This window comes from Acidovorax bellezanensis, from assembly GCF_025421555.1.
GTDB lineage: Bacteria > Pseudomonadota > Gammaproteobacteria > Burkholderiales > Burkholderiaceae_C > Comamonas > Comamonas bellezanensis.
The window spans coordinates 110,562-131,977 of record NZ_JAODYH010000004.1; the positions used below are offsets into that span (position 1 = coordinate 110,562).

The window sequence follows — 21,416 nt, forward strand, 5'->3', positions numbered from 1 at the left end:
ACGGATGGATAGCTGAGACCCTGCATTCAAATTAGGAAAACACATGCAATCGACACAACAGCCAGGCACCGGCGCTTTGCAAGGCACGCGGGTGCTGGATCTTTCACGCATTCTGGGCGGGCCCCTGTGCGGACAGATTCTGGGCGACCATGGCGCGGATGTGCTCAAGGTCGAACCGCCCAACGGCGATGACACGCGCGCCTGGGGGCCGCCGTTCAAGGACGGCGTGGCCTCCTACTACCATGGGCTCAACCGCAACAAGCGCATCCAGTTCCTGGACTTGAGCTCGGCCGAAGGCCAGGAAAAAGTGCTGGCCCTGATGGCGCAGGCGGATGTGGTCATCGAAAACTTCAAGATCGGCACCATGGAGAAGTGGGGCATTGGCTTCAAGCAGGTCCAGCAGCGCTTCCCGCGGCTGGTCTGGTGCCGCGTCAGCGGTTTCGGCGAAGACGGCCCGCTGGGCGCCTGGCCCGGCTATGACGCGGCCATCCAGGCGATGACGGGCTTGATGAGCGTCAACGGCGAGGCCGATGGCGGCCCGCTGCGCGTGGGCCTGCCGGTGGTGGACATGGTCACGGGCATGAACGCCGTGATCGGCGTGATGATGGCCTTGCACGAGCGCCAGCGCAGCGGCCTGGGCCAGTTGGTCGACGCCGCGCTCTATGACAGCGGCATTTCACTGCTGCACCCGCACGCAGCCAACTGGTTCATGGACGGCAAGCAGCCGCAGCGTTCGGGCAATGCCCACCCCAATATCGCGCCCTACGACGTCTTGCAGACCGGCTCCATTCCGGTGTTCTTTGCCGTGGGCAATGACCGGCAATTCAAGCTGCTGTGCGAACACATCGGCTGCCCGCAGCTGGTGCAGGACACGCGCTTCGCCACGGCCGGCCAGCGCTCCATCCACCGCGATGCGCTCAAGCCCTTGCTGGAACAGGCGTTGTCGGCCTTCGAAGGCGACGCCCTGGCCACGGACTTGATGAAGATCGGCGTGCCGGCCGCCCCCGTGCAGGCCGTGGATGCGGCGCTCGACCACCCGCACACCCTGCACCGCGGACTGCGCGTGGACCTGCCGGGCTACCAGGGCGTGGGCTCGCCCATCAAGCTCTCGCGCACTCCGCCCACCTACCGCCATGTGCCGCTGACGCCGGGCGAGCACTTCGAGTAAATCCACCCAGCCTCAGGCCGGCATTGCGCCGCACGGTTTCAGGCCCTGCGGCATTTCTGCGCCTGCCCCTTTTTTCTCGGTGCGCAATATATTCCGACAAGCGATAAATCCATGAAAAATAATCGCTTGCGCCGGATTTCCGGCCGCCGATAACATGCATTACGCGTCATTTCAAAGCAAGATGAGGCGCAATATCCGGGTACACAAGGTCTGCAGCCATTCAGGAAATAGCGAAAAGCAACAAGAAAATACGGCCCGCAGTATTTACCTGAAAACGCCCGGTTAATTCATCAACGGCGAGCAAAGGAGACAAAATGAAAACCCGATTCAGCATTCGAAAAGTGATTTATGCACTGGCCGCGGCCACGCTGCCGGCCCTGGTGTCCATGCCGGCCTCGGCCCAGGCACCCGATATCACACGCATCGTCGTGGGCTTTGCCCCGGGTGGCGTGGCCGACGCCCTGGCGCGCGTGATGGCCGACAAAATCCGCACGCAGGTCGGCGGCACCGTGCTGGTGGAAAACAAGACCGGCGCTTCGGCACGCCTGGCCGTGCAGGCAGTGAAGGCCGCACCACCGAATGGCAAGACGATTCTGATTTCGTCGCCCTCGCCCATCAGCATATTCCCGCTGACCTACAGCAAACTCGGCTACGACCCCGACAAGGACTTGATTCCCGTGGCCCACCTGGCCCAGGTCCGCCTGGTCGCGTCCTCCGGCGTGGGACAGCCTTATAAGACCATGGCCGAATATGTCGCCTGGGTAAAGAAAAACCCCGGCGGCCAAGGCGTGGGCCTGGTGACCATGGGCAGCCCCACCCATTTTGGCCTGCTGGCCATGGCCAAATCGATTGGCGTGCCGCTGACGCCCGTGCCCTATAAAGGCACGCCGCCCATCATTACCGATCTGGTCGGCGGCTCGCTGCCGCTGAGCATCGATGCGATTGGTGCCCAGATGGAGTTGTACAAGGCTGGGAAAATCCGTTTCCTGGGCGTCACCGGCACCGAGCGTTCGCCATTCTTCCCGGAAGTGCCCACGCTCAAGGAAGCGGGCATTTCCGGTTTTGAAGAGGCTTCGAGCTGGTTCGCGGCCTTTGTGCCCGCAGGCACGCCACCCGCGACCGTGTCCATGCTGGAAAAGGCCTTGATCGACGCCACCAAGGACGCGCAAGTGCGCGCAAAAATGGCGACGCTGGCCATGGAAATGACCGGCTACCCGGGCGATACCTTGCGCAAGATGATTCAGTCGGAGCGCGCCCACTGGAAGCCCATCGCCGAAGCTTCGGGCTTCAAGGGCGATTGATGGCCGCCCTGGCCGTGCCGCCGCTCGCGCACCGGCATGGCCAGGACCGGCAGTCAGGTCTTCTATCGCACCAGCGACGCCTTGAGCAGGTCGATCAAGGCCTGCGCCGCGGGCGAAGTGCGCGCATTCCAGCGGCGGATCAAGGACAGGGGATGGGCGTAGTCCGCGGGTTGCAGGCGGTGTGACACCAGGCCCAGCTCGGCCGCAAAACCCATGATGTAGCCCGGCAGGACCGTGACGCCCAATCCCGCCTTGACCAGGCCCAGCACGGACAGCACCGAGCCGGCCTCGATGGCCGAGGTATAGACCAGGCCTTTTTCCGCGTACACCCGGTCAATGGTGCGCCGCACGCTGAACGTCGTGTGCAGCGAAATATGCGGACAGGCCGCGATCTGCGCCCACGAGACCGTTGCCTCGCCCGCCAGCGGGTGCTCTGCCGCGCACACGCCGTACATGGATTCCTCGTACAGCGGCTCGATCTGCAGCTGTGGATGCTTCTCGCCCATGGACACCAGACCGAAGTCGGCCTTGCCGTTGAGCACGTAATCGATGCTGGCGTCGGTGGACAACTCGTGCAGTCCGGCATGGATGCCGGGATGCAGCGCATGCAACTGCTGCAAAGGCCCGGCCAGCAGGCCGTACATCATCATCGGCGAGGCCGCGACGTCGATCTGGCCCATTTCCAGGTTCGACAGGCTGCGCATGGTGCGCTCGGCAGCGTCCATGGTGCCGAGGATTTCGCAGGCATAGCCATGCAGATGGTCGGCCCACAGCGTGGGCTCGACTTTGCGCGTGGAACGCTCGAACAGGCGGTGGCCCACCTTGGCTTCCATTTCCTGGCACAGCTTGCTCACGGCCGACTGCGTCATGTGCATGGCTTCGGCCGTGGCGCTGAAGCTGCGCAGCTCGTAAACGGCACGAAAAACGCGGAACTCGCGGATGGTGAGATTCATGCCCGCATGATAAAGGCGACAGCCCCTGGAATGCGGCTCCAGCAGGCCATTCAGCGCCCGCAGCCTCCGAAACCGGCGCCCTCCAAACCAGGGACACCGAGCAAGGGCCGCCCCGCAGCGAAGGTGTCGTCCCCCTCCACCGCAGGTTGAGAGGGGGAAGCCGAGGAGCGGCTCAGGGGGTGCTTCTTACTTCCGCTTGCGGTTGATGAACCGCATCATGTATTCGTGCGGCTCGGAGGTCTTGTACATTTCGCCGAACAGCGCAATGCTGTCTTTCAGGCCGCGCTCGAGTTCGGGCGCTTCCCAGGTGCGCAGCAAGGCCTTCTGGGCGCGCACGCCGCCTGCCGCGCATTCCAGCAGTTCACCCACGGTGTGGGCAATCGCCGCATCGATTTCCTCGGGCGCCACCATCTCGTTCATGAAGCCCCAGCGCATGGCTTTCTCGCCATTGATGGCCGCGCCCGTCAGCAGCAGCCAGCGCGTATTGCCTTCGCCGATCAGGCGCGGCAGCAGGTTGGCGTGGATCACCGAAGGAATGCCGATGCGCACTTCGGGCATGGCGAAGTTCGCCAGCGTCGAGCCGATGCGGATATCGCAGGCCGCGGCCAATTCCATGCCGCCGCCCATGCACCAGCCGGCCAGGCGGGCGATGGTGGGCACGGGGAAGTCGCGCACGGCTTCGCACAGATTGCTCAGACGGGTGATGAAGTCCACGGCCGTGCCGGGATCGAGGTGGGCCAGCTCATTGATGTCGGCGCCGCCGATGAAGGCTTTGTCGCCCGTGCCGCGGATCACCAGCGCGCGCACCTGAGGGTCGCGGGCCAGGGCACGCAGCGTAGCCGTGAGTTCCAGCACCGTGGGGGTGTTGAGCAGGTTGAGCGAAGTGCCGTTGGCGATCTGCAGCGTGGCGACACCGGTCTCGGTGATGGAAAGCTGGGCGTGTTGGAGTGCTTGCATGGCGTAGGTTCTCGAAAAAGGGTCAGAAAGAGGCGGTCAGCAGATCATCCGTGTGCTGGCCGACCTGCGGTGATGGCGCGGCCGTCACCGGCTGGGCCGTGGGGGCGCGATAGCGTGGCGCGATGCGGCGCAGCTGGTGGCCGTCGCTCGCGCTGCTCTCGTCGAAGAAGCCGACGGCGCGCAGCTGCGGGTCTTGCAGCAGGTCTTCCACGCGGTTGACGGGGCAGCAGGGAATGTCGGCGGCGTCAAGCAGCGCCAGCCAGTAGTCGCTGCTGCGCGTGGCCAGCACGTCCGACAGGTAGCCGTAGATCTGGTCGTAGCTGTCGGCGCGCGCCGCCGCCGTCTGGAAGCGCGCATCGGCTTCAAAGACCGCGAGCGCATCGGTGGCCTGGAAGAAGGAGCGCCAGTGCTTGTCGTTGTAGACCACCACCGAGATGTAGCCGTCGAGCGTGCGGTAAGGGCGGCGATGCGGCGTCAGCAGGCGGCTGTAGCCCATGGAACCGGCGGGCGGCTCGAACGAGGCGCCGCCCAAATGGTCGGCCAGCACGAAGGCGGCCATGGTCTCGAACATGGACACGCGAATGCACTCGCCTTCGCCGGTTTCGCGGCGGCGGTACAGCGCGGCCAGCGTGGCGTGGGCCGCCGTGAGTCCGGTGACGCGGTCGGCGATCAGCGTGGGCACATAAGCCGGCGCGCCGCCCGACTGGCGCGCGAACAGGTCGGCCAGGCCGGTCTGGGCCTGGATGATGTCGTCGAAGGCCGCGCGACCGGCGTAGGGGCCGGACTCGGCGTAGCCCGTCAGCTCCACATAGACCACGCCGGGGTGCAGGGCGCGCACGGCGGCCTCACCCAGGCCCAGGCGCTGCATGGCCTGCGGGCGCACGTTGTGGATGAAGACATCGAAGGCCGGCAGCATGCGGCGCAGCGTGGCCACGCCCTCCTCGGTCTTGAGGTCGAGCACCAGCGACTGCTTGCCTTCGTTGGCGTGCAGGAACATGGCGCCCATCTGGGGGCGGGTCTTGGCGCCCGCATGGCGCATCACATCGCCTTCGGGCGGCTCGACCTTGACGACTTCGGCGCCATAGTCGGCCAGGATCTGGGTGCACACCGGCCCCATGATGACGGACGTCAAGTCCAGTACGCGCACGCCCGACAAAGGCCGGCGCGGGGAAGTTTCGGGGATAGGTTTCATTGTTTCTCGACTCCTGCGGCCGCGGCGCGCGCGACCCACACATCGCGCTGGGCCAGCGCGAACGCGGCCTGCTGCTGGGTGCTGTTGGGATTGGCCACCATGCCCAGGCGGGCCAGCTTCTCGATCACGCGGGGGGTTTTCAGCGCCTGGTTGAGCTCCTGGTTCCAGCGCTCGACCACGGGCGTGGGCGTGCCGGCCGGTGCGGCCAGGCCCACCCAGACCACCAGGTCAAAGCTCTTGTAGCCGGCTTCGGCCATGGTCGGGATCTCGGGCAGCTCCGCCGAGCGCTTCTCGCCGGTGATGGCCAGGCCTTTCAAGCGACCGCTTTGCACGAAGGCCGTAACCACCGAACTGTCGGCCAGCACATAGTCCAGCTGCCCGCCCATGAGGTCGGTGACGGCCGGCGGCTGGCCCTTGTAGGGAATGCCGTCCGAAGGCGCGCCCGCGATCGCGCTGAAGGCCGCGCCGGCGATCTGCGCCGAGCCGCTGCCATAGCCATAGCGCAAAGGGCTTTTCTTGGCCTGAGCGGCCAGATCCTTGGCGGTCTTGAATGCTGCATCGGCACGCGCCACCAGCAGCATGGGAATGGTGCTGATGCGCGCGATGTGCACGAAATCCTTGAGCGGGTCGTAGCCTGGGTTCTTGAACAGCGCGCCGATGCCCGAATGGGTGGCGCTGCTGGTCAGCAGCAAGGTGTAGCCGTCGGCCGGGGCCTTGGCCGCGGCGCTGGCACCAATAATGCCGTTCGCGCCCAGGCGGTTCTCGACAATGATCACGCCCATGCTGCTGCGCAATTCATCGCTCAATATGCGCGCCACGGTGTCGGATGCGCTGCCGGCGCTGAAAGGCACGATGATTTTCACGGGCTTGCTGGGATATACATCAGCAGCTTTCGAGAATCCGGTAACCGACAGTGCAAACGCCGCCGCCAGAAAACCCTGCATTATTTTCATTTTCATTTATCTCTCCAGTGCTTTGATCAATGCATGCTATGCGCTGGCCCGACATTCAAACAAACGAATAGTTTTCATGGATTTATCATTTTCTGGAATAAAGAAAGAAAATCGCCAGCCATGGCAGTGTCGACAGGCCGCCGACACTGCCATGCGGCATCAATCGCCCTTGAAGCCCGAAGCTTCGGCGATGGGCTTCCAGTGCGCCCGTTCCTTCTGTATGGTCTTGCGCAGCATGGCGCCAGGCTGGCCCGTCATTTCCATGGCCAGGGTTTCCATCTTGGCGCGCACATCGGGGCTCTTGGCAGCGTCAATGAAGGCTTTTTCCAGGCGCGCCACGGTCGCAGGCGGCGTGCCGGCCGGCAGGAAGGCGCCGAACCAGCTTGATGCCACTTCGAAGCCGGGAATGCCCGCTTCCTTGAGCGTGGGCACTTCGGGGAAGAAGGCCGAGCGCTGCGCACCGGACACGCCCAGGAAGCGGATCTTGCCCGAGCGGTAGAGCTCCATCTGGCCGCCAATCGTGTCTATGCTCAGCGGCAGCGCGCCGCCGACCAGGTCGGTCAGGATGGGCGCCGAGCCTTTGTAGGGCACGGGCGTCAGCGGAATGCCCGTGGTCTTGCCCATGGACAGCAGGCCGAAATGGATGGGACTGCCCATGGTCACCAGGCCCACGCCTTGATCGGCGGGCTTGCCCTTGACCCAGTTCACATATTCCCCGATGGTCTTATAGGGCTGCTTCATGCCCGTGGACGCGACGACACGCACTTCGGCCAGGTGGGCCAGAGGGATCAAGTCCTTGTCGGGGTCATAACCCAGCTTGCTGTAGGTCAGCGGGAAAATGCTCACAGGCGAAGGCGACGACATCAGAATCGTCTTGCCGTCCGGCGCCGCGTTCTTGACCGCCACCAAAGCCAGGCGCGCCGAGCCGCCGGCCTTGTTTTCCACCAGCACCGTGCCGCCCAGCGACACCCGCAGTTTCTCGGCCAGCACACGCGCCAGTACATCCAGCGCGCCGCCCGGTGCAAAGCCCACCACAATGCGCGTCACATCCGGCGCCTGGGCCTGGGCGGGTGCCGCCAGCATTGCCGGCAAAGCGACCGCTGCCATGGCACATATTGCTTTTCGAATACTGAATAGATTTCGCATTTCGTCTCCTATATCCACAGTCTTATTGACATCCAGGTATTCGAAAATCAACATATGACACTTCTTGCCTCAAGAAAATCACAAGCCTGCATTCATTTCATTCGACCTGGAAGATCCCGGTTTTCTACATCTCAAGTGATGTGGATCGCATGCTATCCACTTCTCTCAATTTGTAACAAGCGAATATTTTTCATAATGCTATCGCTCCAGCGAATATATAAATCCAGGCCAGAAATCATCGCCCGCGAACGCTAGAATGTGGCCACTTGGCACCGCCATCGCCATGCGCGTGGCGCACAGGGGCCCCCAGAAGCCGCCGTGCCAGTCGCACTTCCAGAGACAACCGCAGGTACCGCCATGACACAAGCGCCGACGACGATTTTCCAGGCCCGAAAAATCATCACCATGAACCCCATGCAGCCCGAAGCGACCCATGTGGCCGTGCGCGAAGGCCGCATCCTGGGCGTGGGCAGCGCCGAAGAACTGCAGGGCTGGGGCCCGGCCACGCTCGACACCCGTTTTGCCGACAAGGTGCTGATGCCCGGGCTGGTCGAAGGCCACGCGCATTTGCTCGAAGGCGGCATGTGGGATTTCGTCTACGCCGGCTACCATGACCGCCGCGGCCCCGACGGCCGCCTGTGGCCCGGCCTGCAAAGCTTCGATGCCTTGATAGAGCGCCTGCGCCAAGCCCAGGAGAAGCTCAGCGACCCCGCTCAGCCGCTGTTCGCCTGGGGCTTTGATCCCATCCACTTCGGCACCGCGCGCATGACGGTACAGGAGCTGGACCAGGTCTCGACCACGCGTCCGGTGGTGGTGCTGCACGCCAGCGTGCACCTGATGAACGTCAACAGCGCCATGCTGCGGCGCGCCGGCATCGACGCCGACAATGCCACCGAAGGCATCGCCAAGGACGCACAAGGCCTGCCCACGGGCGAGCTGCAGGAAATGGCCGCCATGTTCCCGGTGTTCGCATCCGTGGGCAATGTGTATTTCGAAGCCGGCCAGTCCGAAGCCGGCATCCGCAACTTCGGCCGCCTGGCCCAGCTGGCCGGCGTGACCACATCGGCCGACCTGTCCAACAACCTCGCCGACGACGCCGTCGCCAGCCTGGTCGAAGCCACGTCCGACCCGCTGTTTCCGCTGCGCCTGGCGCCGGCCTACTCGCCAATGCGCGACCTCGACCGCCGCGGCCCGGACTGCGTGCGCCAGGCCATGCTGAAGAACACCGACAAGCTGCACTTCGGCCAGATCAAGATGGTGGTCGACGGCTCCATCCAGGGCTTCACCGCGCGCCTGCGCTGGCCGCTGTACTACCAGGGCCAGCCCAACGGCCTGTGGGTGATCTCGCCGCAGCAAACGCGTGAGCTGATCGACCAATACCACCGCGCCGGCTTCACCATCCACATCCACACCAATGGCGACGAAGCCACCGACCTGGTGCTGGACACGGTGGAAGCCGTGCTGCGCGACGCGCCACGCTGGGACCACCGCCACACGCTGCAGCACTGCCAGCTGGCCGACGCCACCCAGTTCAAGCGCATGGCTGCGCTGGGCATGTCGGTGAACCTGTTCGCCAACCACCTCTACTACTGGGGCGACGCGCACTACAACGTCACCGTGGGCCCGGACCGCGCCAACCGCATGAATGCCGCGGGCACGGCCTTGCGCTACGGCGTGCCTTTCTCGCTGCATTCGGACGCGCCCATCACGCCCATCGCGCCGCTGTTCACCGCCTGGTGCGCCGTCAACCGGCAGACGGCTGGCGGCCGCGTGCTCGGCCCACATGAACGCATTCCGGTCTACGACGCCCTGCACGCCGTGACCCTGGGCGCGGCCCACACGCTGCGCCTGGACCACTGCATAGGCAGCATAGAAATCGGCAAGTACGCCGACTTCGCCGTGCTGCACCAGGACCCGCTGGAAGTGCCGCCCCAAGCCCTGCGCGATGTGCAGGTCTGGGGCACGGTACTGGGCGGCCAGGTGTTCGAAGCGCCGGTCCAGCCATGACGACGCACGACCCCATCGCCTTGACGGTGCTGGGTGGTTTTCTGGGCGCGGGCAAGACCACGCTGCTCAACCACCTGCTGCGCAACCCCCAGGGCGAGCGCGTGCTGGTCATGGTCAACGACTTCGGCGCCATCAACATCGACGCCGAGCTGATTGCCCAGCGCGCGCCGGGCACGCCCGACGGCATCATCAGCCTGGCGAACGGCTGCGCCTGCTGCGCCATCGGCGGCGACCTGATGCAGGCCTTTCTCAAAGTGCTGTCCCTGCCCCAGCGGCCCGACCGCGTGCTGGTCGAAGCCAGCGGCGTGGGCGACCCGGGCCGCATCGCCGAGATGGGCCGTGCCGGTGGGCGTTTTCGCTGCGAAGGCGTGATCACCGTGGTCGACGCCGAGGCCGTGCAGCGGCTGGCCGTCGACCGCTATGTGGGCGAGACCGTGCAAGCCCAGCTGCGCGCGGCCGACCTGCTGCTGCTCAACAAGACCGATCTGGTCACGCCCGCCGCGCTGGCCGGGCTGCGCGACTGGCTGGGCGTGCAGGCGCCCGGCGTGCCTTTACTCGAGAGCCGCATGGGCGAAGTCGATGCCCAGCTCATCCTCGGGCCCGGGCTGCATGCCCAGACGGATGCGCCAGCGCCCGCACTCGACCATGCGGCTCGCTTCGTCAGCACTACTTTGACCTCCACCTACCCTTTCCAGCGCCCCGCGCTCGAAGCCGCGCTGAACGCCCTGCCCGCCCAGGTGCTGCGCGCCAAGGGCCTGGTGTTTCTCGAAGGCGAAGCCGCGCCGCGCGTGCTGCAGCTGTGCGGCAAGCGCTGGAGCCTGGAGCCGCCCGGGCCGGCGCAGAGCAGCCCGCGCTCGCGCGTGGTCTTCATCGCGGCGCGCGACCCGCAGGCCCCGCCTTTCCATCCGTGGAGCCATTTCGGCGCAGCGCTGGCCTCTACTTCGACGGTGGAAAGCTCGCCGCACCTGGCCCCGCCACGCCCTGCGGCCTGAAGACCCGCGCCGCTCGATGGGCAGCGGCGCAGACCCATCAGCCGCCCCAGGCGTGCGCCACCAGCGTCAGGCCGCTGACCACCAGCAGGCCGCAGATGATGCGGCGCAAGGTGGCGGCAGGCACCAGACGCGCCAACCGGTGGCCTACGAGCACGCCGATCACGGCCACGCCCATCAGGCCGACCCAGCGCGTCCATAGCTCGCCGCTGGCCAGCCGCCCGTCCCACCCCATGCCCAGCAACACGGCGCTGGCCGTGAGCACAATCGCCACCGGCGTGGTGGCGCGCAGCACATTGATGTCCGGCAAGCGGCGGCTGAGCCAGGCCACGACCAGGGGCCCGGCGGTGCCGAACAGCATTTCCACCACGCCCATGGCAAAACCCATGGCGTGGGCCCAGGGCGCGGCCGCTGGCGCAGGCGGCACCGCGGGGCGCGGGCGCAGCGCATTGATGCCGACGGCGGCCACATACAGGCCCAGCACCAGCAGGGGCCAGCGCGGCTCCAGCACGCCGGACAGCCACAGCCCCGCCAGAGTGCCCGCGGCCATGCCGGGCAGCAGGCGCCGCAGCTCGGCAAAATTCACCTGGCGCAGGTTCAGGCCGCCCAGCAGCAGGGATGCAGGCACGTCCAGCAGCAGCGTCAGCGCCACGACTTCAGGCAAGGGCCAGCGCCAGGCCAGCAAGGGCACGATGATCAGCGCCGAGCCGAAACCGGTGATGCCCAGCACCACATAGCCCAGCAACACCACGGCGAGGGGGTAGGCCAGCTCAAGCATGCCGCACCCCACGCTCGCAGGGCAGGAATCCGTCCAACGACGGCAGGGAAAAATCGAACAAACCAGACACGGGCATCTCCAGAAATGGGGCTCCATTCTGGAATGTCCGCCAGCTTTGCTCTGTGCGTAAAGTGCCGCCTATTTGATGATTGATGCCATGCCGGCACTATTCCTCACGCTCAATCCAGGGAAACGCCGGTGACCGCCACCACATCCTTCCAGCGCTTGAGTTCCTTTTGCAGATAAGCGCCGTATTCCTGCGGCGTGGAACCCAGAGGCTCGGTGCCCTGCTGCGCCAGCTTGGCCATCACCTGCGGGTTCTTCAGCACCTTGTTCACCGCGGCGTTGAGCTTGGCGATGATCTCGGGCGAGGTTCCAGCCGGCACCATCAGCCCTTGCCAGGCGCCGGCTTCGAAGCCGGGCAAACCGGATTCGGCCAGCGTGGGCACATCCGGGTACAAGGCCATGCGCTGCGGCGTGGTGACGGCCAGCAAATTCATGCGCTTGTCCTTGATGAAGGGGATCACCGAGTTGATGGTGTCGGTCATGAACTCGATCTGCCCGCCCGCCAGTGCCAGATCCGCGGGCGCACTGCCTTTGTAGGGGATGTGCGTGGCTTCGGCGCCCATGGCCCGCAGCATCTGGAAAGCGCCCAGGTGGGTGACATTGCCGTTGCCGGCCGAGCCATAGGACAGCTTGCCCGGGTTCGCGCGCACATAGGCCTGGAACTCCTGCACGTTCTTGACCGGCACGGACGTGTGCACGACCAGGGCCAGCGGCACGACGGCCGCCAGGGCCACAGGCGCCAGCTCCTTGTTCACGTCGTAGCTGAGCTTCTTGTACAAGGCCGGGCTGAGCGCGATGGAAGACGTGTTGTACAGCAGCGTATAGCCATCGGCCGGCGACTTGGCCACGGCCGCATTGCCGATGTTGCCGTTGGCGCCGGGCTTGTTGTCGATGACGATGCTCTGCCCCAGCTCCTGCGACATCTGCTGCGCCAGCAGGCGGGCGACGATGTCCGTGGGGCCGCCGGGCGGGAAAGGCACGACCATGGTGATGGGGCGTGCGGGCCAGGCCTGGGCTGTTGCCTGCAGCGGCAGCACGCACAAAGCGGCGGCTGCCAGGCACAGATGGCGCTTGCTGCGCGAAGTGGGGTGGCGGGTGTTCATGCTTGTCTCCTTATGGTTTTGTCATTGCATGTCCTGGAGCGGCGCCCGGTCTGGCGCCGCGCTCAATCGCCGGCCGGGGCGCGCCCCGCCAGCAGACGTTTGGCCGTATAGCTCATGACCAGCACGTTTTTCTGGTTCCAGACGTCGATGCGCGACGCCACCACGGCGCGGCCGCTGCGCGAGGTGGGCCGGATCTCGGTGACTTCGACCACGGCCTGCACGGTGTCGCCCACCACGACCGGGGCGAAGATCTTCTGCTGCAGCTCCAGCATCGCCAGGCCCGTGCCCTGGATCATGGTTTGCAAGATCAGGCCTTCGATCAGGCAGTAGGTCAGCGCGCCGGGCACCGGCCTGCCAGGCATGGCGCCGCCCTCGTAGCCTTCCTCGATGAAGATGGCTTCGAGCATGCCGGTCACGCCGATGAAGTTGACCAGGTCGGTCTCGGTCACCGTGCGCTTGAAAGTGCGAAAGCACTGGCCGACCGACAGGTCCTGCCAGACGAAGCCCTGGCCCAGCCGGGCCATGGCCAGGTCGGGCGCCTTGGCCGCTTCGGCCTGGGGCATGGAGGAGATGTTTGTATTCATGGGGTCTCTTGAATCGATGGTTCGGCCTGCCGCGCGTGGCCGCTGGCCAGCAGCTGCTCCACGTCCTGCGGCGCCATGCCTGCGGACAGCAGGCTGTCGCGGGTGTGTTCGCCCAGGCGCGGCGGCATGCGCACCGCTGGACGCTGGCCGTCAAAACGCACGGCCGCGCCGGGAAAGCGCACTTCGCCCATCACCGGGTCGCTCACGGTCTGGAAAAAGCCGGTCTCGCGCAGGTGCGGGTCGGCCTGCAGATCGTCCAGGCGGGCAATCGGCGCGGCCGGGATTTCCAGCCGCTCGCAGACCTGCAGCCAGTGGGCCGTGCTGTGCTGGCGGATGAAGCCGCCGGCCAGGGCCAGCAGCTCGGCGATGTGCTGGGTGCGCTGGGCCATGCCGCGAAAGCGCGGATCCTCGGCCAGGCCGGGCTGGCCCACTTCGGTGAAGAAGCGCTGCCAGTGCACATCCGTGTAGGGCATCATGGCCACGTGACCGTCGGCCGTGGCGTAAGGCCGGCGCCAGGGCGCCATCACGCGCGGGTAACCGGCGGGCGAGCGCGGCGGCTCGAAGTGCTGGCCGTACATGTGCTCGACCAGGTTGAAGCCCACCATGGATTCGAACATGGGGATTTCGACGAAACCGCCTTCGCCCGTGCGCTCGCGCCGCATCAACGCAGCCAGGATGGCGTGGGCCGCCACATGGCCGCAGACCTTGTCGGCCGCCACCATGGGCAGGTAGCGCGCTTCACCGCCTTGCTGCAGCATCAGGTCGGCAATGCCCGACATGCCCTGGATCACGTCGTCGTAGGCCGGCCGCCCCGCGTAGGGGCCGCCTTCGGCAAAACCGTGCAGGCCGGCATACACCAGCCGGGGATAGCGCTGCGCCAGTTGCTCGGGAGCTATGCCCAGCTTGGCCAGTTTTTGCGGGCGCATGCTGTGCATGAAGACATCGGCCTGGGAAATCAGCTGCTGCAGGGCCTCACGCGCATCGGCGTGCTTGAGATCCAGCACCACGCTGCGCTTGTTGCGGTTGCAGCCCAGGAACATGGCGGCCATGCCCTCCTGCGCCGACGGGCCGGTTTGCCGCGTCGAATCGCCTTGCTGCGTCTCGACCTTGATCACCGTGGCGCCGTAGTCGCCCAGGATCTGGCTGGCCAGCGGCCCGAACACCACCGTGGACAGGTCCACGACGCACAGGCCTTGCAATGGCATGGCAGTCTGCTTGGTAGTCACGGCGGCGGCTTCAGGCGAATTGCGGCTTGCGCTTTTCCACGAAAGCCGTCACGGCTTCGCGGTGGTCGGCCGTCTTGTGGGCCAGGGCCTGGTAGCCGGCCGACATTTCCAGCAGCGATTCCAGCGAGCTGTGTTCGCCTTCGCGCAGCAGGCGCTTGGTCATGCGCATCACCACGCCGGGGTTGGCCGCGATCTTGGCGGCCAGGGCCAGGGCCTCTGCCTGCAGCTGCTCGGGCGCCACCACGCGCGACACCAGGCCCCAGGCCAGGGCCTGGGCGGCGCTGATGGCTTCGCCGGTGAAAGCCATTTCGGCGGCCCGGGCCATGCCCACGGCGCGCGGCAGCAGCCAGGCACCGCCGTCGCCAGGAACAATGCCCACGCGCACAAAGCTTTCGGCGAAGGTGGCGGTTTCGGACGCAATGCGGATGTCGCACATGCAGGTCAGGTCCAGGCCGGCGCCGATGGCCGGGCCGTTGATGGCGCAGATCACGGGCACGTCCAGCTGGTACAGCGCCTTGGGAATGCGCTGAATGCCCTGGCGGTATTCCTCGCGGATCATGTCGGGCGTGAGCGCGTCGTCGAAGAAGCGCTGCATGTCCTTGACGTTGCCGCCCGAGCTGAAGATGGGGCCGCTGGCCGTCAGGATGACGACCTTGACCGATGCGTCCTTGCGCACGTCGTCGCACAGCTGGACAAACTCGTCCACCGCCGTATTGCCGGTCAAGGCATTGCGGGTTTCGGGCTGGTTCATGGTGACGGTCAGGATGGCGCCGTCGCGCGCGATGTTCAGGAAGGCCATGGTGTTTTCTCTCCGGTCTAGGGGGTGCAAAGTGGGCGGCCTCAGGCGGCCAGCTCCACGTCGGTGATGGTGCGAATCAGGTCCAGCGTCAGGCCGCGGTGGGCCAGCAAGGCCTCGCCGGCGACGCCATGCCAGTAGGACTCGCTGCCCGCGGCCTGGCGCCAGGCGTGCAGGCGGCGGGTCAGCAGTTGCAAGTCGAATTCCTCGGTGAAGCCGATGGCGCCATGGATGGCATGGGCCGTCTCGGCGACGGCCAGCGCCGCTTCGCTGCAGCGCGCCTTGGCCGTGGCCACGCGCAGCCGGTCGGGAAACGGACCATTGGCGGCGCAGCCCAGCTGGGCGGCCATGCGCGCGGCAAACACGTGCTCGCTCATCACCGCCAGCTGGTGCTGTATCGCCTGGAACTTGCCGATGGCGCGGCCGAACTGGCTGCGCTCGTTGGCGTACTGCAGCGTGCGCTGGAACACGGCGTCCAGCGCCCCGGCCATCAAGGCGGCGACCAGGCAGGCCTGCAGCGTGCGCAAGTCCAGGCCTTGCGGCAGCACGACAGCCACGGCGGCGGCGGTCTGCACCTGCGCCGGGCTCCACTGCGCCACGCAGTCCAGCGCGAAGGCATGGGGCGTGTGCTGGGCGTCCATCAGGGCCAGCACGCGCCAGTCGTTCTTGCAGCGCACCAGCGCGCTGTCGGCCACCTGCCCGCTGCGCACCACGGCGCGCCAGCTGCCGTCCGCTTGCACTTCACCGTCGGCCAGCACCAGGCTGCCCGCGGGACGCGCGGCACCGGCCTGGGCCAGCAGCGCGCGGGCGAGCATGGTTTCCCCCAGCGGCAGCGGCAGGGCCTGCGCGCCGCATTGCTCCAGCACGCCAAACACCTGGGCCAGGCCCAGGCCCGAGCCGCCCGCGGCTTCCGCCACCAGCGCATCGGCAAAGCCTGCGTCTTCGAGCTGCGCCCACAAGGCCTGCGCCGCGGCGCGGTCGCCCTGCTCCACGGCCCGCACCACCTGCGGGCTGCACTGGTCGGCCAGCAAAGTCCGGGCCGCGTCGGCAAACAAATCGTCGTCTCTGTCCATGTTCGTTCCTTGTCTGTGGTGCGTCTCAGCGCAAGCCGAGGCCGCGCGCAATCATTCCGCGCAGGATGTCGCGCGTGCCGCCGCGCAGCGAATACGAGGGCGAGGCTTCGGTCACGTACTTGAGCGTTTGCAGCAGCTCCAGCGGCACGTCCTGCGCTTCGCGCGAGAAGAGGTCATCGGCGATGGCGGCGGGAATCATCTGCTCCAGCGTCGTGCCCAGCTCCTTGACCAGGGCGGCTTCGACGATGGGGCTTTTGCCCTGGGTGAGCTTTTGCTGGATGGACACCGACATGGCGCGCAGCGGCGCCAGCTGGGTCAGCACCTTGCCGGCCAGCTGCTGGGCCGCTGCGCTGTGGCCCTGGGGCGTGCGCACCCAGTCCAGCCACTGGTCGAACAGCACGATGCTGGAAAACAGCCGTTCGGGGCCGCTGCGCTCGAAGGCCAGCTCGGCCGTCACCTGCTCCCAGCCCTGGCCTTCGCTGCCGATCAGCGCGTCCGGGCCCAGCTGCACATTGTCGAAAAACACTTCGCAGAAATGGCGGTCGCCCGACAAGTCCTGGATGGGGCGCACGGTCACGCCCGGCAGGCTCAGGTCGACGATGACCTGCGACAAGCCCTTGTGCCGGTCGGCCGTCTCGCCCGAAGTGCGCACCAGCGCAATCATGTACTGGCAGTGGTGGGCGTTGGTGGTCCAGATCTTCTGGCCGTTGAGCACAAAGCCCAGGTCGTTGGGTACGGCGCGCGTCTTCACGCTGGCCAGGTCCGAGCCCGAGTTCGGCTCGCTCATGCCTATGCAGAAAAAGGCTTCGCCCCGGCAGACGGGGGGAATGTAGAAGCGCTTTTGCGCTTCCGTGCCGTATTTGAGGATCAGCGGCGCGCTCTGGCGGTCCGCGATCCAGTGCGAGCCCACGGGCGCGCCGAAATTCAGGAACTCCTCGACCAGCACATAGCGCGTGAACGCGCTGCGCCCGCCGCCGCCATACTCGGTGGGCAGGGTCATGCCGATCCAGCCCTTGGCACCCAGCTGGCGGCTGAACTCCGTGCTGTAGCCGCCCCAGGAACGGGCGCGCACATGGGCCGGCATGGCGCGCGTGGCTTCGGCCAGGAAGGCGCGCACTTCGGCGCGCAGCGCTTCATCCTGTGCCGGAATGCGCGTGAGGTGCAATGGCTCCAAGCTGCTCATCCCAATACTCCTTGTTGTTGCAATGTGGCGATCATTTCGCCTGTCAGGCCCCGCGCGCGATTCATTGCTGGGGCACCTTGGCCTGGGTCACGATGCGTTTCCACAGCGCGATTTCCTTTTGCTGGAACTGGCGCATCTGCTCGGGGCCGCCGGTCATGGGCGTGGCGCCTATGCGCGCATAGAACTCCTGCGTCTCGTCCATCTTGGAGATCTGCGTGAACAGTTCGGCCAGCCGGGCCGTGACCGGTGCCGGCGTCTTGCTGCCGACCATGGCCCCGACCCAGGTGTAGGCCTCGAAGCCCGGCAGGCCGGCTTCGCTCACGGTGGGTACATCGGGCGCATTGGCCACACGCTTGTCCGAGGCCACGGCCAGGGCGTGCAGCAGGCCGGACTTGGTCAGCTCCTGCACCGCCGTGACTTCGGCGAACGCGTAATCAACCACGCCGCCGGCCAGGGCCGTCACGGTTTCGCCCGCGCCCTTGAACGGCACATGCACGGTCTTGATCTGGGCCGCGTCGTTGAGCAGCTCGCCCATGAGCTGATAGCCCGCGGAGCCGGCGCCGAAGTTCACCTGGCCGGGGCGCTTTTGGGCGTCAGCAATCAGGCCGCGCAGGTCTTTGACGGGCGACTTGCCCGGCACCACCAGCATGGCCGGCGCGCGCATCATCATCGTCAGCGGCGCGAATTCGGTGGTCGGGTCATAGGGCAGCTGCTTGAACAGCGCTACATTCACGGCCAGCGTGGAATTGCTGCCGATGAACACCGTATAGCCGTCGGCCGGCGCGGCCAGCACCTGCTTGACGGCGATGAAGCCGTTCGCCCCCGGCCGGTTCTCCACGACCACGCTCTGGCCCGTGAGCTCCTGCAGCTTCTTGCCGAAGTAGCGCGCCGACGTGTCCGTGCCGCTGCCCGGCCCAAAAGGCACGACGAACTTGATGGGCTTGACGGGAAAGCTCTGTGCCACGGCCGGCACAGCGGGAAGAAAGGCCGAAGCCACCGCCACCGCGGCCAGCAGGCGCAGTGGATGTCTGCGAGTGAGCATGTCTTGTCTCCTGTAATAGGGCGGCCAGGTCCTCTGCGGGACCTGTGCCTGGAGAGCAATTTAGGCGAATCACATAACATGCGTCCAATATTAAAAAACGCCCTCCCGATACCGAACACATATCGATATGAACCTGCGCCAACTCCAGCAATTCGTCACCCTGGTGGAAACACGCAACTTTCACCGTGCGGCCGAATTGCTGCACATGGCCCAACCGCCGCTGTCGGTGTCCATACGCCGGCTCGAGGACGAGCTGGGCGGCAAGCTGTTCGAACGCACGCCCAATGGCGCCATCCCCACGCCCATGGCCGAAGCCATGCTGGCCCAGGCCCAGCTGACCCTGTTCCATGCCGAGCAATGCAAGCGCAAGGCCAAAGAGGCGCTGCAAGGCCTGGGCGGGCTGCTGCGCATAGGCTTCATCGGCTCGGCCACCTACCGTCTGCTGCCCCAGCTCATTCCCCATCTGCGCCATGATTTCCCGCAGTTGACGCTGCAGCTGTTCGAATCGACTTCGCTCGAAGTGCTCGACGGCCTGCGCGCCAAACGCCTGGACATCGGTTTTCTGCGCTTTCCGGTGATGGATGCCGGCTCGGTCGACGTCCAGCCGCTGGAGCGCGACGACTTCGTGCTGGCGGTGGCCAGCCACAGCCCGCTGGCCCACAAGGCCGGGCAACGCATCGCCCTGTCCGAAGCCGCCCGGGAGAACTACATCGCCTACCCCCAGCACCAGGTGCCCGGCCTGTCTGCCATGGCCTACCTGCGCTGCCAGCTCTCGGGCTTCACGCCGCATGTGGTGCAGGAGGCCATGCAGGTGCAGACCATCTTGAGCCTGGTCGCCTCTGGTGTGGGCGTGGCCCTGGTCGCGGGCGTGGCCAGACACCATCCCATGGCCGGCGTGGTCTGCCTGGAGCTGTCGGACACGCCGGCCTCGTTTTGCGTGGGCATGGGCGTGGCCACGCTGCGCGAGCAGCGCCACAGCCTGGCCGAGAACGTGCTGCGCCATGTGCTGGCGCACCAGCAGACCGAGGAAATGCGCCGGCTCGCGCAGTCGGCGCATGCCACAATGACGGCCTCCCCTTAACGCTGGGCGCATCCGCCATCGCGTCCGGCTCTCTCCTCCGAGGACCTGCAGATGCCCGCCCACGAAAAAATCAACTACGTCGAATACCCGGCCCGCGATCTGGCCGCCACCCAGGCATTTTTCCAGGCCGCCTTCGGCTGGACTTTCGAGCAGTACGGCCCGGACTACGCGGCCTTTTCAGGCCAGGGCCTGGACGGCGGCTTCTACCGCGCGGACATGGCGTCCACCACCGCCCAGGGCAGCGCGCTCATCGTCTTCTACAGCGAGCAGCTCGAAGACACGCTGGCCAAAGTCACGGCAGCCGGCGGCCAGATCGTCAAGCCGGTGTTCGCCTTCCCGGGCGGTCGGCGCTTTCACTTCACCGAGCCCAGCGGCAACGAGTTTGCGGTCTGGGCGCAGCCGCAGGCCTGAGCGGGCCCTGCCCCCGGTCTGCCCATGCCGTGGGTTTTAGCGGCTAAATAACCAGCGCCACCCGAGGCGCGTTCGCATCCACGCCCGCCACGCGGCTTCGGACTCATGCCTTGACAAAGCTGCCATCGAGCTGTCTGACGCTGCCAGCACCGGCCAGCAACATGGCCAATTGGAGTTCATCGCGTAATTGCTCCATCACGCTTTGTACGCCGGAAGGACCACCCAGCGCCAGGCCATAGAGCACGGGGCGTCCCACGGCGACGGCTTGGGCACCGAGCGAGAGCGCGCGCAGCACGTCAATACCTCGGCGAATGCCGCTGTCGAAAATCACGGGCACGCGGCCTTTCACGGCCTTGACCACTTCGGGCAACACGCTGATCGCACCCGGCACACCGTCGATCTGGCGGCCGCCGTGGTTGGATACCTGAATGGCAGAGGCTCCAGCGCGAATGGCGGCATCGGCATCCACACCACGCATGAGGCCCTTGACGATGACGGGCAGGCCGCTCACGGACTTCACAAAGCCGATGTCGTCCGGCGTGAGCGCCACCTTCTGGTGGCGGAAATTGCCCGTGCCACCCTGGAGGGGATCGTGGTTGCCGAAGGTCAGGCCGGGTGGGAACGGCATGCCCAGCAATTTGAAGGCATCGCTGGCGCCAGGGCCCAGCGCGTCGGCGGTGATGATGATGGCGGTATAGCCGGCGGCCTTGGCGCGCTCCAGCAGGCTGCGTGTCACTCCTACATCGGCGTTGAAGTAAAGCTGGAACCATTTCGGACCGGTGCCGGCCTTGGCAATGGCCTCCAGCGGCTGGTAGGAGGCGCCCGAGCTTTGGTACAGGGCGCCAGCCGCCGCGGCGCCTGCCACCGTGGCCACTTCCCCCTGTGGGTGCGCAAACAGATGTACCCCCATGGGGGCGACCATGATGGGGTATGCCAGCTTGTGACCGAGCAGTTCGATGCTCAGGTCCACGTCCTTGGCCGCCATGCCTTGCAGGCGGTGGGTGCGAATCGGGAAATCGTTGAAAGCCCGGCGGTTTTCCTGCAGGGTCCATTCGTCGCCGGTTGCGCCGGTAATGAAGGCATAGGCGCCCGGCGTCATGACCTTCCTGGCCTGCTCTTGCAAATGGGCGGGGCTGATGATGGCAAGCTTCTTGTCGACCGGCATGGCCGCGGCCTGTGGGCCGGATGAGGCGGCTACAGCGCCAGGCGTATCCACGCCGGGCGTATCCACGCGGGGCGTATCCACGACGGCCTGGGCGGCGGCGCCACCGGCAGCGCTCACCAGCAGGCCGGCACCGGCCATCTGGAACAGGCTGCGGCGGGCTCCATTGGGCACTGCTTCATGCTTTTTGTTCATTTTTATTCCTCGAAAAGGGATGAACCGGCCGCCGCATAGGCCATGACGGG

20 protein-coding genes are annotated in these 21,416 nt (G+C 66.2%); 6 read left to right on the forward strand and 14 right to left on the reverse strand.

Features of this window, described 5'->3' with window-relative positions:
- Positions 1 to 43 precede the first annotated feature (43 nt).
- Positions 44 to 1,168: a CaiB/BaiF CoA transferase family protein gene (locus tag N0K08_RS08700; protein WP_261499827.1), complete on the forward strand. Its 1,125-nt coding sequence runs from the start codon at positions 44 to 46 to the stop codon at positions 1,166 to 1,168.
- A 314-nt stretch (positions 1,169 to 1,482) separates the two neighbouring features.
- Complete coding sequence (locus N0K08_RS08705; RefSeq protein ID WP_261499829.1) at positions 1,483 to 2,469, forward strand: tripartite tricarboxylate transporter substrate-binding protein; 987 nt, start codon at positions 1,483 to 1,485, stop codon at positions 2,467 to 2,469.
- Positions 2,470 to 2,531: 62 nt separating this feature from the next.
- Here N0K08_RS08705 and N0K08_RS08710 read toward each other — a convergent pair whose 3' ends face one another.
- The 5 genes from N0K08_RS08710 to N0K08_RS08730 form a co-directional block, all read right to left on the reverse strand.
- Positions 2,532 to 3,422, reverse strand: coding sequence for a LysR family transcriptional regulator (locus N0K08_RS08710; protein ID WP_261499831.1), 891 nt, complete (start codon positions 3,420 to 3,422; stop codon positions 2,532 to 2,534).
- A 186-nt stretch (positions 3,423 to 3,608) separates the two neighbouring features.
- Positions 3,609 to 4,379: an enoyl-CoA hydratase gene (locus tag N0K08_RS08715; RefSeq protein WP_261499832.1), complete on the reverse strand. Its 771-nt coding sequence runs from the start codon at positions 4,377 to 4,379 to the stop codon at positions 3,609 to 3,611.
- A 22-nt stretch (positions 4,380 to 4,401) separates the two neighbouring features.
- Entirely contained in the window at positions 4,402 to 5,571 is a 1,170-nt protein-coding gene (locus N0K08_RS08720; protein WP_261499833.1) for a CaiB/BaiF CoA transferase family protein, read from the reverse strand.
- Positions 5,568 to 6,524 carry a Bug family tripartite tricarboxylate transporter substrate binding protein gene (locus N0K08_RS08725; protein ID WP_408642942.1) on the reverse strand — a complete coding sequence of 319 codons (957 nt, stop codon included), beginning with the start codon at positions 6,522 to 6,524 and terminating at the stop codon, positions 5,568 to 5,570. Before N0K08_RS08725 ends, N0K08_RS08720 begins: the two co-directional genes overlap by 4 nt.
- A gap of 159 nt (positions 6,525 to 6,683) precedes the next feature.
- On the reverse strand, positions 6,684 to 7,631 hold the full coding sequence (locus N0K08_RS08730) for a tripartite tricarboxylate transporter substrate-binding protein (RefSeq protein ID WP_261499835.1): 948 nt from the start codon (positions 7,629 to 7,631) through the stop codon (positions 6,684 to 6,686).
- Between the two features lie 396 nt (positions 7,632 to 8,027).
- Here N0K08_RS08730 and N0K08_RS08735 point away from each other — a divergent pair, with 396 nt between their 5' ends.
- Positions 8,028 to 9,677, forward strand: coding sequence for an amidohydrolase (locus N0K08_RS08735; RefSeq protein WP_261499836.1), 1,650 nt, complete (start codon positions 8,028 to 8,030; stop codon positions 9,675 to 9,677).
- On the forward strand, positions 9,674 to 10,669 hold the full coding sequence (locus N0K08_RS08740; protein ID WP_261499838.1) for a CobW family GTP-binding protein: 996 nt from the start codon (positions 9,674 to 9,676) through the stop codon (positions 10,667 to 10,669). Before N0K08_RS08735 ends, N0K08_RS08740 begins: the two co-directional genes overlap by 4 nt.
- 37 nt (positions 10,670 to 10,706) lie before the next feature.
- Here the strand turns inward: N0K08_RS08740 and N0K08_RS08745 are convergent, their stop codons facing one another.
- The 8 genes from N0K08_RS08745 to N0K08_RS08780 form a co-directional block, all read right to left on the reverse strand.
- Positions 10,707 to 11,444, reverse strand: a complete 738-nt coding sequence (locus tag N0K08_RS08745; RefSeq protein ID WP_261499840.1) for a sulfite exporter TauE/SafE family protein — start codon at positions 11,442 to 11,444, stop codon at positions 10,707 to 10,709.
- A 179-nt stretch (positions 11,445 to 11,623) separates the two neighbouring features.
- A complete protein-coding gene (locus N0K08_RS08750; RefSeq protein WP_261499842.1) occupies positions 11,624 to 12,613 on the reverse strand; it encodes a Bug family tripartite tricarboxylate transporter substrate binding protein in 990 nt (329 codons plus the stop codon).
- 62 nt (positions 12,614 to 12,675) lie between these two features.
- Entirely contained in the window at positions 12,676 to 13,176 is a 501-nt protein-coding gene (locus N0K08_RS08755; protein ID WP_261500475.1) for a MaoC family dehydratase, read from the reverse strand.
- Positions 13,177 to 13,193: 17 nt separating this feature from the next.
- Entirely contained in the window at positions 13,194 to 14,402 is a 1,209-nt protein-coding gene (locus N0K08_RS08760) for a CaiB/BaiF CoA transferase family protein (protein WP_261499843.1), read from the reverse strand.
- 31 nt (positions 14,403 to 14,433) lie between these two features.
- Complete coding sequence (locus N0K08_RS08765; RefSeq protein ID WP_261499845.1) at positions 14,434 to 15,222, reverse strand: crotonase/enoyl-CoA hydratase family protein; 789 nt, start codon at positions 15,220 to 15,222, stop codon at positions 14,434 to 14,436.
- A 41-nt stretch (positions 15,223 to 15,263) separates the two neighbouring features.
- On the reverse strand, positions 15,264 to 16,292 hold the full coding sequence (locus tag N0K08_RS08770) for an acyl-CoA dehydrogenase family protein (RefSeq protein ID WP_261499846.1): 1,029 nt from the start codon (positions 16,290 to 16,292) through the stop codon (positions 15,264 to 15,266).
- Positions 16,293 to 16,317: 25 nt separating this feature from the next.
- Positions 16,318 to 17,475, reverse strand: coding sequence for an acyl-CoA dehydrogenase family protein (locus N0K08_RS08775; RefSeq protein ID WP_261499847.1), 1,158 nt, complete (start codon positions 17,473 to 17,475; stop codon positions 16,318 to 16,320).
- A 61-nt stretch (positions 17,476 to 17,536) separates the two neighbouring features.
- A complete protein-coding gene (locus tag N0K08_RS08780) occupies positions 17,537 to 18,517 on the reverse strand; it encodes a Bug family tripartite tricarboxylate transporter substrate binding protein (protein ID WP_261499848.1) in 981 nt (326 codons plus the stop codon).
- A 127-nt stretch (positions 18,518 to 18,644) separates the two neighbouring features.
- Here N0K08_RS08780 and N0K08_RS08785 point away from each other — a divergent pair, with 127 nt between their 5' ends.
- Both N0K08_RS08785 and N0K08_RS08790 read left to right on the forward strand, forming a co-directional pair.
- Positions 18,645 to 19,598 (forward strand): LysR family transcriptional regulator, encoded by a 954-nt coding sequence (locus N0K08_RS08785; protein ID WP_261499849.1) that lies wholly within the window; start codon positions 18,645 to 18,647, stop codon positions 19,596 to 19,598.
- Between the two features lie 51 nt (positions 19,599 to 19,649).
- Positions 19,650 to 20,009, forward strand: coding sequence for a VOC family protein (locus tag N0K08_RS08790; protein WP_261499850.1), 360 nt, complete (start codon positions 19,650 to 19,652; stop codon positions 20,007 to 20,009).
- A 103-nt stretch (positions 20,010 to 20,112) separates the two neighbouring features.
- Here N0K08_RS08790 and N0K08_RS08795 read toward each other — a convergent pair whose 3' ends face one another.
- Positions 20,113 to 21,366, reverse strand: coding sequence for an alpha-hydroxy-acid oxidizing protein (locus tag N0K08_RS08795; RefSeq protein WP_261499851.1), 1,254 nt, complete (start codon positions 21,364 to 21,366; stop codon positions 20,113 to 20,115).
- Between the last annotated feature and the right edge of the window lie 50 nt (positions 21,367 to 21,416).

Bases quoted from the DNA above. Each gene is read 5' to 3' on its own strand.
- N0K08_RS08700 (WP_261499827.1), top strand. From the start codon at position 44: ATGCAATCGACACAACAGCCAGGCACCGGCGCTTTGCAAGGCACGCGG.
- N0K08_RS08705 (WP_261499829.1), top strand. From the start codon at position 1,483: ATGAAAACCCGATTCAGCATTCGAAAAGTGATTTATGCACTGGCCGCG.
- N0K08_RS08710 (WP_261499831.1), bottom strand. From the start codon at position 3,422: ATGAATCTCACCATCCGCGAGTTCCGCGTTTTTCGTGCCGTTTACGAG.
- N0K08_RS08715 (WP_261499832.1), bottom strand. From the start codon at position 4,379: ATGCAAGCACTCCAACACGCCCAGCTTTCCATCACCGAGACCGGTGTC.
- N0K08_RS08720 (WP_261499833.1), bottom strand. From the start codon at position 5,571: ATGAAACCTATCCCCGAAACTTCCCCGCGCCGGCCTTTGTCGGGCGTG.
- N0K08_RS08725 (WP_408642942.1), bottom strand. From the start codon at position 6,524: ATGAAAATAATGCAGGGTTTTCTGGCGGCGGCGTTTGCACTGTCGGTT.
- N0K08_RS08730 (WP_261499835.1), bottom strand. From the start codon at position 7,631: ATGGCAGCGGTCGCTTTGCCGGCAATGCTGGCGGCACCCGCCCAGGCC.
- N0K08_RS08735 (WP_261499836.1), top strand. From the start codon at position 8,028: ATGACACAAGCGCCGACGACGATTTTCCAGGCCCGAAAAATCATCACC.
- N0K08_RS08740 (WP_261499838.1), top strand. From the start codon at position 9,674: ATGACGACGCACGACCCCATCGCCTTGACGGTGCTGGGTGGTTTTCTG.
- N0K08_RS08745 (WP_261499840.1), bottom strand. From the start codon at position 11,444: ATGCTTGAGCTGGCCTACCCCCTCGCCGTGGTGTTGCTGGGCTATGTG.
- N0K08_RS08750 (WP_261499842.1), bottom strand. From the start codon at position 12,613: ATGAACACCCGCCACCCCACTTCGCGCAGCAAGCGCCATCTGTGCCTG.
- N0K08_RS08755 (WP_261500475.1), bottom strand. From the start codon at position 13,176: ATGCCCCAGGCCGAAGCGGCCAAGGCGCCCGACCTGGCCATGGCCCGG.
- N0K08_RS08760 (WP_261499843.1), bottom strand. From the start codon at position 14,402: ATGCCATTGCAAGGCCTGTGCGTCGTGGACCTGTCCACGGTGGTGTTC.
- N0K08_RS08765 (WP_261499845.1), bottom strand. From the start codon at position 15,222: ATGGCCTTCCTGAACATCGCGCGCGACGGCGCCATCCTGACCGTCACC.
- N0K08_RS08770 (WP_261499846.1), bottom strand. From the start codon at position 16,292: ATGGACAGAGACGACGATTTGTTTGCCGACGCGGCCCGGACTTTGCTG.
- N0K08_RS08775 (WP_261499847.1), bottom strand. From the start codon at position 17,475: ATGAGCAGCTTGGAGCCATTGCACCTCACGCGCATTCCGGCACAGGAT.
- N0K08_RS08780 (WP_261499848.1), bottom strand. From the start codon at position 18,517: ATGCTCACTCGCAGACATCCACTGCGCCTGCTGGCCGCGGTGGCGGTG.
- N0K08_RS08785 (WP_261499849.1), top strand. From the start codon at position 18,645: ATGAACCTGCGCCAACTCCAGCAATTCGTCACCCTGGTGGAAACACGC.
- N0K08_RS08790 (WP_261499850.1), top strand. From the start codon at position 19,650: ATGCCCGCCCACGAAAAAATCAACTACGTCGAATACCCGGCCCGCGAT.
- N0K08_RS08795 (WP_261499851.1), bottom strand. From the start codon at position 21,366: ATGAACAAAAAGCATGAAGCAGTGCCCAATGGAGCCCGCCGCAGCCTG.